General features: G+C 55.1%; 11 protein-coding genes. 10 read left to right on the top strand and 1 reads right to left on the bottom strand.

Annotated elements, in window-relative coordinates:
* Positions 1-131 precede the first annotated feature (131 nt).
* From WH50_RS24190 to WH50_RS24240, 10 genes are all read left to right on the top strand, one after another.
* A complete protein-coding gene (locus tag WH50_RS24190; RefSeq protein WP_207780467.1) occupies positions 132-1,160 on the top strand; it encodes a PhoH family protein in 1,029 nt (342 codons plus the stop codon).
* A complete protein-coding gene (gene ybeY / locus WH50_RS24195) occupies positions 1,157-1,630 on the top strand; it encodes an rRNA maturation RNase YbeY (RefSeq protein ID WP_110189851.1) in 474 nt (157 codons plus the stop codon). The genes WH50_RS24190 and ybeY overlap by 4 nt, the downstream gene beginning before the upstream one ends.
* Positions 1,631-1,641: 11 nt before the next feature.
* Positions 1,642-2,487 (top strand): HlyC/CorC family transporter, encoded by an 846-nt coding sequence (locus tag WH50_RS24200; RefSeq protein WP_110189853.1) that lies wholly within the window; start codon positions 1,642-1,644, stop codon positions 2,485-2,487.
* Between the two features lie 107 nt (positions 2,488-2,594).
* Positions 2,595-4,136, top strand: a complete 1,542-nt coding sequence (gene lnt / locus WH50_RS24205; RefSeq protein WP_110189855.1) for an apolipoprotein N-acyltransferase — start codon at positions 2,595-2,597, stop codon at positions 4,134-4,136.
* A 220-nt stretch (positions 4,137-4,356) separates the two neighbouring features.
* Positions 4,357-6,087, top strand: coding sequence for a transporter substrate-binding domain-containing protein (locus tag WH50_RS24210; RefSeq protein ID WP_243410262.1), 1,731 nt, complete (start codon positions 4,357-4,359; stop codon positions 6,085-6,087).
* Positions 6,084-7,505: a sigma-54-dependent transcriptional regulator gene (locus WH50_RS24215; protein WP_110189856.1), complete on the top strand. Its 1,422-nt coding sequence runs from the start codon at positions 6,084-6,086 to the stop codon at positions 7,503-7,505. The genes WH50_RS24210 and WH50_RS24215 overlap by 4 nt, the downstream gene beginning before the upstream one ends.
* Positions 7,506-7,838: 333 nt before the next feature.
* Entirely contained in the window at positions 7,839-9,119 is a 1,281-nt protein-coding gene (locus WH50_RS24225) for a dicarboxylate/amino acid:cation symporter (RefSeq protein WP_243410263.1), read from the top strand.
* 425 nt (positions 9,120-9,544) lie between these two features.
* Complete coding sequence (locus WH50_RS24230; RefSeq protein ID WP_110189860.1) at positions 9,545-10,957, top strand: mannose-1-phosphate guanylyltransferase/mannose-6-phosphate isomerase; 1,413 nt, start codon at positions 9,545-9,547, stop codon at positions 10,955-10,957.
* Positions 10,958-10,969: 12 nt separating this feature from the next.
* Positions 10,970-11,281, top strand: coding sequence for a hypothetical protein (locus tag WH50_RS24235; RefSeq protein WP_110189862.1), 312 nt, complete (start codon positions 10,970-10,972; stop codon positions 11,279-11,281).
* Positions 11,282-11,348: 67 nt separating this feature from the next.
* The gene (locus WH50_RS24240; protein ID WP_133251420.1) at positions 11,349-12,404 is read left to right on the top strand and encodes a GGDEF domain-containing protein; all 1,056 of its coding nucleotides are present in this window, start codon (positions 11,349-11,351) and stop codon (positions 12,402-12,404) included.
* A gap of 85 nt (positions 12,405-12,489) precedes the next feature.
* On the opposite strand, the gene WH50_RS24245 is transcribed toward WH50_RS24240, so the two are convergent.
* Positions 12,490-14,649 (bottom strand): methyl-accepting chemotaxis protein, encoded by a 2,160-nt coding sequence (locus WH50_RS24245; RefSeq protein WP_207780468.1) that lies wholly within the window; start codon positions 14,647-14,649, stop codon positions 12,490-12,492.
* Positions 14,650-15,299: the final 650 nt, after the last annotated feature.

Genomic DNA, 15,299 nt, shown 5'->3' on the forward strand with positions numbered 1-15,299 from the left:
AGTCTAAATGAGCATCCGAAGCGCCTTTCAAAGCCATTTGGCCGACGCGCAGCAGATCGTGAATATGCTCTTACTGAACCGGCTGCAATCATGATTGCAGCCCCTTCAATCGCCATCGAGGACTACCCCTTTTGACTACTGAGCTACGCGCCACTATCGCCTTCGACCTCAGTCCTGAACATCCCGAATACCTGGCTAACTTCAGCGGCCAATTTGATGAGCACCTCAAGCTGATCGAAAAACGCCTGGGGATATCCATCCACAATCGCGCCTATCGCTTTGAGCTGAGTGGTGAGCCTCGCGCTCTTCATGCTGCAGAAAAAATGATGCAGCAAATGTATCGCGAAGCGGCCAACGATATCGTCATCACCCCTGATATGGTGCATCTGTTCCTGCAGGAAAGCGGCATTGAAGCAGCGAGTTACTCCGACAAGGATGCCGCTGACGACGAAGGTGAAGTGTTCATTCGCCTGCGCAAAATGCTGATCAAGCCCCGTGGCATCAATCAGCAGGAGTACGTGCGCTGCATTCGCCGTAATGACATCAACTTTGGCATTGGCCCTGCGGGTACCGGCAAAACCTATCTGGCCGTAGCCTGTGCGGTCGATGCACTGGAGCGAGAAGAAATCAGCCGTATCCTGCTGGTACGTCCTGCCGTCGAAGCAGGCGAAAAGCTCGGCTTCCTGCCCGGTGACCTGTCACAGAAAATCGACCCTTATCTGCGTCCGCTGTATGACGCGCTTTACGAAATGCTGGGTTTTGAGAAAGTAGCCAAGCTGATCGAGCGCAACGTCATTGAAGTGGCACCTCTGGCCTATATGCGTGGTCGTACCCTGAACCACTCATTCGTCATTCTGGATGAAAGTCAGAACACCACCCGTGAGCAGATGAAGATGTTCCTGACCCGTATCGGTTTTGGCTCCACCGCGGTCATCACCGGTGACATCACCCAGGTTGACCTGCCCAAGGGCACGCCTTCAGGTCTGCGCCATGTACTGGATGTACTGGATGAGGTGGATGGTATTTCCATCACCCGCTTCGTCTCCAAAGACGTCGTGCGCCACCCGCTGGTACAACGCATCGTCGAAGCCTACGACAAGTGGGAAAAGAACAACGTCACCGAAAATAAATGGCCAGCCAGCGAGAGCAAACGGGTATGAACGCCATTCTCGATATCCAGCGCGAAACCTCCAGCCTGCAGTTGCCTGCTGATGACGACCTCCAGCTCTGGGCAGACAATGTGCTGGCCTCGCAGCCTGAGCCCCTTGAGCTGACCATTCGCATTGTTGATGACGAAGAGAGTCGTCATCTGAACTTCACCTATCGGGGGAAAGATAAGCCCACTAATGTCTTATCTTTCCCGTTTGAAGCACCGCCAGAAGTTGAGTTATCTTTACTCGGCGATTTGGTGATCTGTGCTCAGGTAGTAGCTGATGAAGCGGAGGAGCAGCACAAGCCGCTGTTCCACCACTGGGCACATATGGTCACCCACGGCATTCTGCATCTGCTGGGATATGACCACATTGAAGATGACGATGCAGAAGAAATGGAAGGGCTGGAACGCACCCTGCTGGCCAAGCTGGGCATTCCTGATCCCTATGCCGATGACCATGGCATTTTGGATAACTGACGAGAACCTTTATGCAAGAAGATCGATCGGAGAGTAGTAAGTCCTGGCTGGAACGTCTGGCGCAAGCCTTTTCAGATGACGGTCCCCAGGACAGAAAAGAACTCCTCGAAGTATTACGCAACGCCTGCCGTGAGCAGATTCTTGACCACGATGCGTTGCAGATTATTGAAGGCGCCATGCGCGTAGGCGACCTTCAGGTGCGGGAAATCATGATCCCCCGCTCACAGATCTCCTTCGTCGAAATCGACGAGCATTGGCGCAGCTTCCTCCCCCGTATTATTGAGACGGCCCATTCCCGTTATCCGGTGATTGGCGAAAGTGTCAACGACATAAAAGGCATTCTGCTGGCCAAAGACCTGCTCAAATGCCTGTTGGAAGATGGTGGTCTGGATGGGCTGGACATGAACAGCATCCTGCGCCCGGTTACTGTTATTCCGGAAAGCAAACGTCTGAATGTGCTGCTCAAAGAGTTTCAGGATAGTCATCACCATATGGCCATCATCGTTGACGAATACGGTGGTACCGCAGGTCTGGTGACCATTGAAGACGTACTGGAGCAGATCGTCGGTGACATCGAAGACGAACACGACGCCGATGACCCTGAAGAAGTCCATATCAAGTCGATGGGCAACTCGCAGTTCCTGGTCCGCGCCCTCACACCGATTGAAGACTTCAATGACTTTTTCAAGACCGCACTGGAAGACGATGAATACGATACTATCGGCGGCATCATCACCCAGCTGTTTGGTCGCCTGCCACGACGGGATGAAGCCGTGGAAATGGCAGGCTTCACCTTCAAGGTGTTGAGCGCAGATAATCGCCGTATCCGATTGCTACAGGTCACCCCTATTCGCTGACAGACAGGCGCTTTATCATACGCAGCACAACCAGAGGCCGGAATTCCGGCCTTTCGACTGTCTGACACATCCACTTTATTTCTTTTTAACCACAGAGTGCCCCGGCGATGTCGCTCCCTCAGTCTCCATCAGAAACTCGCTCCGCCAGCCTTGATCTGTCCAGTTACTGGGGCAGCGCACTGGCCCTGATTGCCGGTGCCGTCTATCCGCTGGCATTTGCACCACTAAATTGGTGGCCAATAGCCCCTTTAGCCGTTGCTGCATTCTATATGTGCATGCAGCATAGCCTGACAGCCCGGCAGGCAATGTGGCGTGGCTGGTTGTTCGGTTTTGGCCTGTTCGGTGTTGGCACCTCCTGGGTCTGGATCAGTATGCACCGCTACGGAGATACCTCCGTTGCCCTGGCCACCCTGCTTACGGCCCTGTTCTGTGCAGCACTTGCCCTGTTCTTCGTTATTCAGGCGGCGTTACATCACCGTATCGCCAAAAATCAGCTATGGGCCTATCTGGGCTTCCCTGCCGTCTGGGTGGTGAGTGAGCTGATACGTACTTATCTGCTGACCGGCTTCCCCTGGCTACTACTGGGTTACAGCAGCCTCAGTACACTCTGGCAGGGCTGGTCTCCCGTGCTTGGCGTCTATGGCCTGAGCGCCCTGTTTGCGCTGGCGGGAGTAGGCCTCGCAAAACTGATCCAGCCTGAAGCAGGTGATCGTCGCCTGCCAGCCATTCTGGTTATCGTTATCCCCGCTCTGCTTGGGCTACTGCTGTTTACCCTGCAATGGACCAAACCCACTACCCAGACGCCACTCAAGGTGATGCTGGTGCAGGGCAATATTGAGCAGAACGCCAAGTGGCATCCCGACTCGGCCATGCCTACTATCGAACGCTATGAAACCATGACCCAGAAAGCCTGGTCCGGCCCGGCACTGGTGGTCTGGCCAGAGACGGCAATCCCTGCTCTGCTGAATGATGCCTACAGTGTGATGACACCTTTCGCCGATGACCTCTATCAGCGTCAGTCGGCCCTGATCTCTGGAGTCATGACCCGCGTAGAGAAAGAGGGCAAGCGCAGCTACCACAATAGCCTGGTGGTACTGGGCGATGGCCTTGGGCTCTATCACAAGCGACATCTGGTGCCTTTCGGTGAATACGTGCCGCTGGAGTCAGTATTACGTGGCCTGATCGCCTTCTTTGACCTGCCCATGTCGCAATTCAGCAAAGGCGATCTGAACCAGCCTGAGCTGACGGCCATGGGTCACAAGATCAGTGCCAGCATCTGCTATGAGGTAGCCTACCCAGATCTGATGCGCCGTAGTGTGGGCGATGCGGATATACTGCTGACGGTCAGCAACGACACCTGGTTTGGTGGATCCTTTGCTCGCTATCAACATCTGCAGATGGTTCAGATGCGTGCGCTGGAGGTCGGCCGTCCCATGGTGCGAGCCACTAACGATGGGATGACGGCCGTCATCGATCATCAGGGACGCATTACTCAGCAGCTGGAGCCTTTCCGCGCCGGAGTACTGACCGAAGAGGTACAGGGTTACGAAGGACAGACCCCCTATATGCGTTGGGGTGACTGGCCGCTGATCATACTGTCGGTACTGCTGACACTGGCAGGCATGCTGGTACGCCGTCGACAGGTTTGATGAGCCTGGCGGTAATGCCATCGCCTGCCACACTTAAGGGACCCTTGTGGTCCCTTTCTGCTACTGGCGATACCGGCACCTGATCAGCCTGACGTGAGCACCTCTGATGCCCTGGCGCAAGGCATCGAGCAGCAACCATTCCCACCACATCGCCACTCAGCAGTGTATAGTGTGACCACTCCCTGACTTTGCACCGACAGCCTGCATCGAGATTATTTGCGTGCCCGCTCCCCGTTCCGCTTCTTCACCCGCTACCGTCATCCGCAGGTTGCGACCGCCCCTGCTTTTCCTGCTATGCCTGTTGTCATGGTTGCCTGCCAGCAGTAGCGCAGCCCGCAACGATACCCAGGTCATCGTCATCGGCGGTGACTACGACTACCCGCCCTATGAGTTCCTGAACGATCAGGGCGAGCCCGATGGCTACAATGTTGAGCTGGCTCATGCCATTGCCGATGTGATGGGCATTCGTGTCCGTATTGAGCTGGGGGAATGGGACAAGATGCGTGATGCCCTGCTGGATGGTCGCATTGATGCGCTGGAAGGCATTTCGATCTCGCCTCAGCGCGAGCAGCGTTTCAGCTTTGCCCCACCCCACGCCATCATTCATCAGTCCATCTTTGCCCGCAAAGGGGCACCCGACATCGACACCATCGAAGAACTGCGCGGCAAGGAAGTCATAGTGCAAAAAGGGGGTGTCATGGATGACTACCTGCACACCCACAATATCGGGGCGTTTATTATTCCGGTTGCTACCCACTCGGGCGCTCTGCGTATGCTGGCTTCAGGCAAAGGTGACTATGCACTGGTGGCCAACGTCCCTGCGCTCTATCTCAGCAAACAGTTAGGGCTGAGCAATATCGTGCAGGTAGCTCGTCCCTTTCAAGCCCAGCAGTACGGCTTTGCCGTGCGCAAAGGTAATGAAGAAATGCTCGCCGTCTTCAGCGAAGGGCTGGCCATCCTGAAGAACACCGGCAGGCAGCAGGAAATCTACAACCGCTGGTTGGGACCACTGGAAGCCCCAGGCATTGCCTGGAAACGCTGGGGTCAGGGGGCTGCTATCATTTCCTGTGTGCTGCTGTTGATACTCGGTGGCACAGTGATCTGGAACCGTATGCTGCGCCGACAGGTGGATAAGCGCAGTGCCGAACTGCGGCAACATCAGCAGCAGCTGATTCAGGCTGACAAGCTCAAATCACTGGGCGTACTGGTTTCAGGTGTGGCCCATGAAATCAACAACCCCAGTGCCCTGCTGTTACTGAACATCCCCATTCTGCGTGACGCCTGGCAGGATGCCGAAGAGCTGCTGGAACAACATTACGCCGAACACGGCGACTATCTGTTGGCGGGTCTCCCCTATTCTCGTATGCGCGACGAAATCCCCCTGCTGCTGAAAAACATGGCGGACAGTGCCGAGCGCATCAAACGTATCGTCGATGACCTCAAGGACTTTGCCCGTCTTGACCCCCAGCAGCTGCAGCCCGTGGATATCAATACCATGGTGGCGACGGCTATCCGGCTGGCCGACACCACACTGCGCCGCTCCACCCAGGCCTTTGAGGTCCAGTACGAGCCATATCTGCCTGCAATTCAGGGCAGCGAACAGCGACTGGAGCAGGTGGTCATCAACCTTATTCTCAATGCCTGTCAGGCCCTGACGGACCGTAGTCAGGCGGTCAAGGTCAGTACTCGGCTGGCCGAAGACAGCCAACAGGTACAGGTCTGGATCGAGGATCAGGGTCGCGGTATTGCAGCCGAACACTTGCCGCAACTGACCGACCCCTTTTTCACTACCAAGCGTGAACAGGGTGGCACCGGCCTCGGCCTGTCAGTATCCAGTGGCATAGTACAGGCCCATGGCGGCAGCCTGAGTTTTACTTCCACCCCAGGTCAAGGCACACAGGTGTGCCTGAGCCTGCCGATTCCCACTCACGCAACGGAGGCCGCCGCATGACTGCGACACCCCATCCCGGCTTCAGCATTTTGCTGGTTGATGACGAACCGGCCTTTTTGCACAGCCTGAGCCTGACACTGGAACGCCAGGGCATCACCAACCTGTTGCGCTGTGACGACAGCCGTCAGGTCAGCACCCTGATGCAGCACCAGCACATCGGACTGGTCATTCTCGACCTGACCATGCCACATCTGTCTGGGCGCGAGGTGCTGAGCTGGTTACGGGAAGAGTATCCGGAGGTCAATGTCATCATCCTCAGTGGCCTCAATCAGGTGGAAACCGCCGTGGATTGCCTGCGTATGGGCGCCTTTGACTATTTCGTCAAAACCGCCGAGCAGGACCGTCTGCTGGAAGGCATCAAACGCGCCATCCAGATGCAGGAACTACGGCAGGAAAATCAGGCCCTGCGGCAAGTGGTCTTACACGACACCCTGCAGCAACCTGAGTGTTTTGAGTCCATTATCACTACCCATCCCAGTATGTGGGCGGTGTTTCAGTATCTGGAATCGGTCGCACGCAGTCGTCAGCCCATCCTGATCAGCGGTGAAAGCGGTGTCGGCAAAGAACTGATCGCACGTGCCGCCCATGCCGTCAGCCAGCGTCGCGGGCCACTGGTAACGGTCAATGTGGCAGGTCTGGATGACAACGTGTTTGCTGACACACTCTTTGGTCATCAGCGCGGCGCTTTTACCGGAGCAGACAAAGCCCGCCCCGGACTGATAGAGCAGGCAGCGGAGGGCACCTTGTTCCTTGATGAGATCGGCGATCTCAGCCCCGCCTCTCAGGTCAAGCTGCTGCGACTGCTGCAGGAAGGTGAGTACTATCCATTAGGTAGCGACCGCGCCAAACAGTGCCGGGCGCGGGTGATCGTCGCCACCCATCAGGACCTTCCTGCCCGCCAGGCCGAAGGGCGTTTCCGCAAGGATCTGTACTACCGCCTGCGCACCCACCAGGTTCATATTCCGCCCTTGCGGGAGCGGCGCGAAGACATCCCGCTATTGCTGGAACACTTCCTCACCCTGGCTGCTGATGACCTGGGCCGTCAGGCTCCAGCGCTGCCACAAACACTGGCAACACTGTTGCAGGGTTACAGTTTCCCGGGAAATATCCGTGAACTGCGCGCCATGGTCTATGACGCCATCAGTCAGAATCGCAATGCGACGCTGGAGCTGGATACCTTCCTGCACGCCATGGGCGTCGAACCTTCACCGCTGATCGCGCCCGTCACCCCACGCAAGACCGCGGTGTATTTCGATCCGGATCAGCCACTGCCATCACTACAGGGAATTACTGACCTGCTGGTAGAAGAGGCAATGCAACGGGCCAACCGCAACCAGTCTCTCGCCGCAAGGCTGATTGGCGTCTCCCAGCCCGCCCTCAGTAAGCGGCTGAAAAAGCAGCGAGACGGTGACGCCTGAACGCCCCCACTTTCACAACCTATAACCAGCGTTATAGCCATAACGCTGGTTATAGCCCTGCATTCTCCCGTGATAACAGGGGTTATGGCCCGCCTTCGCAACCTGAATACGGTCATCCCCTTTATCCACTATAACCAAAGTTATATTTCCAGCTTGGAAAAATAAAAATAAATCTAATAAATTCAATAGCTTATAAAAATAAAACCTTGGCATTTGCCTTGCTCTAAGAGATCACCTGCTGTTCGCCAGTGGCTGCGGTCCATCCGCACTGACAAGCCCATCGGCGAACCGTCAAGATGCCCATCTGATAACAATTAAGAGAGATGAGACCTCATGAGTGATGTGATGCACGCCTCTGCCCTGGTGGACAAACCCTCCATGGCACTCTGGAAAAAAATCGTCATCGGCATGGTTGCCGGTATGATCCTCGGCGTATTCCTGGGCCCTCAGGCTGAATACCTCAAACCCATTGGCACCCTGTTTATTTCAGCTATCAAGATGCTGATTGTGCCGCTGGTGTTCTGCTCTCTGGTGGTTGGCGTCACCTCCATGAAAGACAGCCGCAAAATGGGCCGTGTCAGCCTCAAGGCTTTCACCATCTATCTGCTGACCACCGCCCTCGCCGTTGCTATCGGTCTGGTACTGGGTGCAGTATTTGAGCCCGGCAGCGGTATCCATATGACCGCCAGTGCCGCCGCACAGGAAGCCAAAGCCGCACCGAAACTGGTAGATATCGTGCTTGGCCTGATTCCCACCAACCCGGTGGAATCACTGTCTTCAGGCAACATCCTGCAGATCATCGTATTTGCCATTGGTCTGGGTTTCTCTCTCAACCTGATCGGTGAACACGGTGAACCCGTCGTCAAGGTATTCAATGGTTTCGCTGAAGCCATGTATAAGCTCACCGAGCTGGTGATGAAGTTTGCTCCCTACGGCGTATTCGCCCTGATGGCCTGGGTAGCTGGCAAATACGGCATCGACGTCCTGCTGCCTCTGATCAAGGTGATCGCCGTGGTCTATGTTGGCTGTCTGCTGCAGATGCTGCTGGTATATACCGGTGCCATCACCTTTATTGCCCGCCTGAATCCGCTGCCTTTCCTGAAAGGCATTCTGGATGCCCAGACCATCGCCTTCACCAGCACCAGCAGCTCAGGCACCCTGCCAGTCAGCATGCGTGCCGCTGAGGAAAAGCTGGGGGTATCCAAGGGAATTGCCGGTTTTGTATTGCCCATGGGCGCCACCATCAACATGGACGGCACGGCTATCTATCAGGGCGTGACAGCACTGTTTATTGCCCAGGCCTACGGTATCGACCTGTCCATGAGTGACTACATCACTATCATTCTGACAGCCACTCTGGCTTCTATCGGCACCGCAGGTGTGCCCGGCGCAGGCCTGATCATGTTGTCACTGGTGCTGTCTACTGTAGGTCTGCCGCTGGAAGGACTGGCCATCGTCGCTGGCATCGATCGCATTCTGGACATGGCACGTACAATGGTGAACGTCACTGGCGACCTGATGGTGTCCGTACTGGTCGGCAAGAGTGAAAAAGAGCTGGACGAAACCGTCTACTACGGTCAGTCAGAAAACCAGGCTCAACGCGCCAGCCGCTAGTCTCCCTTGCATAAGGCAGTGACCTTAAACCACTGCCACAGTTTTTCGGCCCCGATTCGCCCATCCCTCTCCGATGGCGTGGATCGGGGCCGAATCTATTTCTGCAAATCGCTTGCTAAAACTACGGATGTGATCGGCACGCTTTGCACTCTGTTTCTAGGCAACATGCAAAGAGTTTGTCTCCGCACCTGCCGAGCCGCTAAGCTGCTGGCTCCAGAGTGGCTATTAAAGCCAGCCACACGAGAATGGATATTGAACAAGACATTACAGGCAGATTTACTTGGTCACTGATGCTACTAGCCAAATACCTCATAATTTTTCGCTGATCATTCAAGCACGTTCCAACTGGTGGACTAAAACAGTTGTGAACAACACATTGTGATCTGAAGACCTTGATATCAGCCATCACCTATAGAGATGTTTCTATGATTATTCCCGTCGTTATGGCTGGGGGCTCCGGAACTCGCTTATGGCCACTTTCGCGAGCACTCCATCCCAAGCAATTTCTCGCTCTTCATGAGCAGGAAACGATGCTTCAGGCAACCATTAAGCGCTCAGAGCCTCTTTCCAGCTGCTCGCCCATTGTCATTTGCAATGAAAACCACCGTTTCATCGTCGCAGAGCAACTGAGACAGCTGGGTAAGCAGGGGGCAATTCTGCTGGAACCGGCAGGACGAAATACCGCGCCAGCTATTGCCATTGCCGCTATACATGCAGTCAAAAACCAGAAAGATACCGATCCATTACTTCTGGTTCTGGCAGCTGACCACGTTATTCAGGATGAAAAAGCCTATACCGAAGCCATACTGTCAGCGCTGCCGTTAGCCAATAACGATCAGCTGGTCACCTTTGGTATCGTGCCCACCGAGCCACATACTGGCTACGGATATATCAAGGGTGGACAAGCCACCGAGCTGAATACTGGCTATAAGGTTGACCGCTTCGTCGAGAAACCCGACGCAGAAACGGCTCAAGCGTACCTTGCCTCTGGTGAGTATTACTGGAATAGCGGTATGTTTCTGTTCAAAGCCAGTGTCTATCTGGCAGAACTCCAGCGTCACCGCCCGGATATTTATCAGGCCTGTATCAATGCCTGTTCAGTGACGACTACGGATCTGGACTTTATTCGCCTGGACAATGAGGCTTTTATGGCCTGCCCGGATGACTCCATCGACTATGCCGTGATGGAAAGGACTGACAAAGCCGTTGTAGTCCCGATGAATGCTGGATGGAGTGATGTCGGCTCCTGGTCTGCACTGTGGGATATAGGTAACAAGGATCCTCAAGGCAATGTCGTACGTGGTGATGTGTTAACTGAAGCCTGTCACAACAGCTTTCTCTTCAGTGAAGATAAGCTGATTGCCGCCATCGGCATTGAAGACATTGTGGTAGTGGATACCCCTGATGCCATCATGGTTGCCCACAAGTCCCAGGTTCAGGATGTGAAAAAAATCGTTGCGAAGCTGCAGAAGCTGCATCGTTCCGAAGGCACCATTCATCGCAAGGTATACCGCCCCTGGGGCAGCTATGACTCGATTGATACGGGTGCACGTTTTCAGGTTAAACGGATCGTGGTCAAACCTTCCGCCAAATTGTCTGTGCAGATGCATCACCATCGCGCAGAACATTGGATTGTTGTCTCTGGCACAGCCAAAGTGACAATAAACGGCCATGAGACGCTACTCACAGAGAATCAATCCATATACATCCCTCTCGGGGCTGTGCATGCACTGGAGAACCCCGGCAAGATCCCGCTGGAGTTAATCGAAGTTCAGTCAGGTAGCTACCTCGGCGAAGACGACATAGTGCGTTTTGAAGATAAGTATGGCAGGGCATAACGACTGAGCTTCATGCCTGTATGGGCACAGCCACTGTGCCCATCTTCCTTCTCGATCCATAACCAGGAGCAGTTGACAGCGGTTTTGCCCGGCTATGAGCAGCAACTTGCCGGGGAGTCCACCCCACTGCTCCGCGATATCAGCTTTGCGCCAATAATGGCCATAATTGCTCTGGGTATTCACTCCACGGTGGATTTCAACTTACAAATCCCGGCCAATGCAGCTACATTCCTTACTATTCTTGCGTTGTCCTGGGTGGCGTTGTACACCCGGGCGGGAGATAGTCGGTTGGCAACCCGCACTGCCAAAGAACGTAATTGCTGACGGCCTGGGAGCCTGTGTTCGCTCACCACTGCCACAGCAGAGATGCAGTGAATAAAGAGTAGAGAACGTGCCCTCTCATTTGTCCAAGATACCTCTGAGCAACGACGCCGCTGAGATTGATCACTTGCGTCGCGCCTACACCCTGATGTTTGTCAGCTACATTGCTGCAGCGATTATTTTTGTCTATGGCATTCGTCATATCTACGATCAGCAGACTCTGCTGGCGGTCATTCTTATCAGCAGCGCACTGGCCTTCCTGCTTAACATCGTGGTGTTTCATCTCACTGGTCGGATTGACCGCGCCTGCCTTGTCCAGAGTGTGCTGGTGTCGATGTTTGTGCTGGTGCTGGTGTATCAGGGCGGGTATCACAATACCGCTCTGTACTGGGTTTATCCGTTCCCGATCATTCAGTTTGCATTATTGGGGGCACGCCGGGGGGCCTTACTCAACCTCAGCCTGACACTGTTGCTTGCCCTGTTTCTCAAGTTCCCGGAATGGACCATCGCCAAGTACCGGCCGGAGGAGACCAGCCGCTTTATCTCCTCTATGCTGACTGTCATCTGTGTGGGATGGATCAGCGAATACTTCCGCGCCCGTAGCCACCACAAGATGACTGCGTTACAACGCGATCAGCAGACGCTGGCCTATACCGACTCCCTGACCGGCCTGTTGAATCGCCGTTATATCGATGTGGATCTGCCAGCGCAGTTGCTGGACAACCCGGACGACTATTTCCCCATGACCGTCGTCATGCTGGATATCGATCACTTTAAAGAGGTAAATGACAGTTTCGGTCATGATGCCGGCGACGGCGTGCTCCGTGCCGTCAGCCAGCTGTTGCGTACCGGTACGCGCGCGGAAGATCTGGTTGCCCGCTATGGGGGCGAAGAGTTTATTTTCTTTATGCCTCATACCCAGCTCAATGACGGGCTCAAGCGTGCCGAGTCTCTGCGTCAGCAGCTTGCTCAACATGCCTTCGCCCTGGGTTCTGTGGCACGCCATATCACAGCCAGCTTCGGCGTGGCCACCTGCCACTCCCCGTCCAATCTCAAGTCCACCATTCAGATGGCCGACAAGAATCTCTACGAAGCCAAGCGAGCCGGGCGCAACTGCGTCCGATAAGTTAGCAGCTTATCTTCCTGGCAGGCAGCAGCACTTACTTGTTGTTGTGGGTGCAGCTGCCTTGCAGACGTTACCAGATCGCCTGTTAAGCTACTTTTCGCTGCACGTCTTTGCTGACCTGAAAACTGCCAGACAGCTGATGCAATCGTGAAGCCGTGGCCTTGACCTGATCTGAACTGGCATGCAGTGAACGAATGACCCTGCCCATGGACTGCGTCGCCTGTGCTACCTGCTGCGCCTGACGTCCATGCTCCTTACTGTTGACGCTCATCTGCTGAATGATGACGAACATCTGCTCGACGGACTGATACAGATGGCTGTTATCCGCCACCCCTGTCTCCGCCAGTTGCAGCTGCCGGTCAACATCTTCCACCCCCCGCTCCATAAAGGTCACGGCGCTGCGGGTTTCCTCGCGAATGGCTTCGATACGCTGACTGATCTCACTGGCAGCTGTCGCCGTACGTGACGCCAGCGCCCGCACTTCATCAGCTACCACAGAGAAACCACGTCCGTGCTCGCCGGCACGCGCCGCCTCGATAGCGGCGTTCAGCGCCAGCAGATTGGTCTGGCTGGTGATATCGCTGATCAGCGACACCATTCCCGCAATCTCTGCCGTCCGGCTGTCCAGCGCCTGCACGCTGTTGGCGGAGTTTTGCACGATATCGCGAATCTGCTGGGTGCCGTTGCTGACGGTATCGAACTGCTGACGAGCCTGTTTCACCACCTCTTCCATGCTCTGCTTCATCTGCGTGGCGGTCACTGCAGCGGTATCGATTGCGTTCAGCTGCTCCCCGACCATTCCCAGCATCTGCTCGATGGAGTGTGACACCTGGCCGACCGTCTCCGTGGCGTTATGGTTGCGGTCCAGCATGTGTTCGCTGTTTTTCATCACGTTGTCGGTGCTGCGTTTGACCTGACTGACGATATTGTCGAGGTTGTCGATAAAGCTGTTGACCCAGCGCCCCATATCCCCCGTTTCATCCGCCGCCAGCTTCTGGGTATCCAGCCGCTGGCTGAGATTCCCTTCCCCTTCGGCAATATTGCGGATCACATCGGTCATCTTGCCCATCCGTCGGGCTAGTCGCTTCGGCCCTACCTGACTGAACCAGCCAGCAATCAGTGCAATGGTCCCCACGTTGATCAGGTCAATGGCCAGTTGCGGCAAGCTGGTATAGCGATGCAGGCTCGACTGCACCGCCAGCACGGCAGCCATCCCCAGCAGGTAGTGCTTCATCAGGCCGAAACCAAGAGAGCGATAGCGATACACCTCTTCCAGATCCGCCTCACACATCATGCCCCAGCGATCCGGCGAGCCTTTGAGGGTAAACGTCACGCCCTTGCCGATCACCGGAATATGGCGATAGTCGGAATAACCGGGATAGGTCACAAACAAATTGCTGCCGTGGCGAATGGTTTCCCTAACCCCCGGATGCAGTTGCCCCGTCGCGGGATCGGTGAAACGCAGCTCCAGCTCAGTGTGCTGTTTGATACGCACAACGCCCCAGTCGGTGTGAACACCACCGCGCAAGTTATCGCCATGAGTGAAGGTGCTGTCCTCAAAACGTGAGCGCGACAGTGCCGTACCGGGGCTAATACTCGAATCAAAGTGCGACTCCACCATAAAGAGGTAGTTGTCCCCGGATTCTGGGTAGATATGCCCGGCTTCGCGCTGAATCAGATCTCCCAGCACATCGTTGGGCACCCGCGCGCACAGACAGCCCACCGTCTGGCCTTGTGCCCTGATGGGCAGATAGAACATCAGGGTCACGGCGTCATGAAAGGCCGATGAAGAAGGCCCGATACGTTTGGTCAGCTCATCCACATAGGGGCCATGCAGAAAGGGAGCACACAACCCGGCCTGTACCGCCCGGCTGTCCAGATCCTGCTTGCCCACGTGAGCCTCATGGCTGGAGCTGATAACACTGCCAGCCGTGTCAATCAGGAACAGCTCCGACACATCCACTAGCCTTTTCAGCTGCCGCTGCAACTGCAGGCTGTCCACTGCCGAAAAGTGGTCAGCAAATAACGCTGCCAGACTGTGCAGTGACTGCCACTGGTTATCACACCATTGCTGCAACAACCGCACTCGGGTCGCGGCAATACGCTCAAAGATCTGTTCGATCATGGGGTAGCGGCTACGGTTAACCCGGCACGCCCAGCCCATCTTCATCTTGCCGGTCGGCCCCCACCACTTCAGCCACGACTTCTCGGTAGCCGACAACTGCATTTCCTGGCTTTTTAACATCGCAAACCTCTCCCCTGGCGTTAAAAAGGCAGTTTCTGGCAGGCAAGACGTAAGCCAAGTTCGTTTTCAGACAACCAATTGCCGTTTTGGGAGAAGAATTCACTGAGTGAATTTTTTTATGGCATGGGAACTCACTACTTTTATTCAGTAATAGAGTGAGCGGTCAAAATAGCTTGAACAGCCAACAGGTGATTCATATATGAAAAACGCACCATCAGCGCTCAGCATCAGCACAGAAAAGTGTTTTAAAACAGTGCATTTATGCTGACAACCCATCAATGAACAGCATTAAATGTTGTTGAACAATAAAGATCAGCGACACCGCCTCAGCCATCACGGCAGCGGAGATAGCACCATTCAAGTACGGTGACTGATGAGAAAATCAGAACAGTAGCGAGACTACCTGAGGGGCTTAGCAGGTCGTTGAAAATCTATCTGCGTTGCCGAATACCGCGTCAAAAACAGGCTCACAGCCGAAGGCTGAACGTGCTTTAGCACGGCCCCGAAGGGGCGAGCAAAGCGAGTCAAATGCTCATTTAGTTCACTAAACTCCGCTTTTTCGCCTGTTTCTTGTGCCCTCGGGGTATTTCCTTGTCTCGGCTGCCTCGATAACGTTTTCAACAGCCTGCTAGGAAGCATGGCTCCACTTG

The sequence above is a fragment of the Pokkaliibacter plantistimulans genome, assembly GCF_003194385.1.
GTDB classification, from domain to species: Bacteria; Pseudomonadota; Gammaproteobacteria; order Pseudomonadales; family Balneatricaceae; genus Pokkaliibacter; species Pokkaliibacter plantistimulans.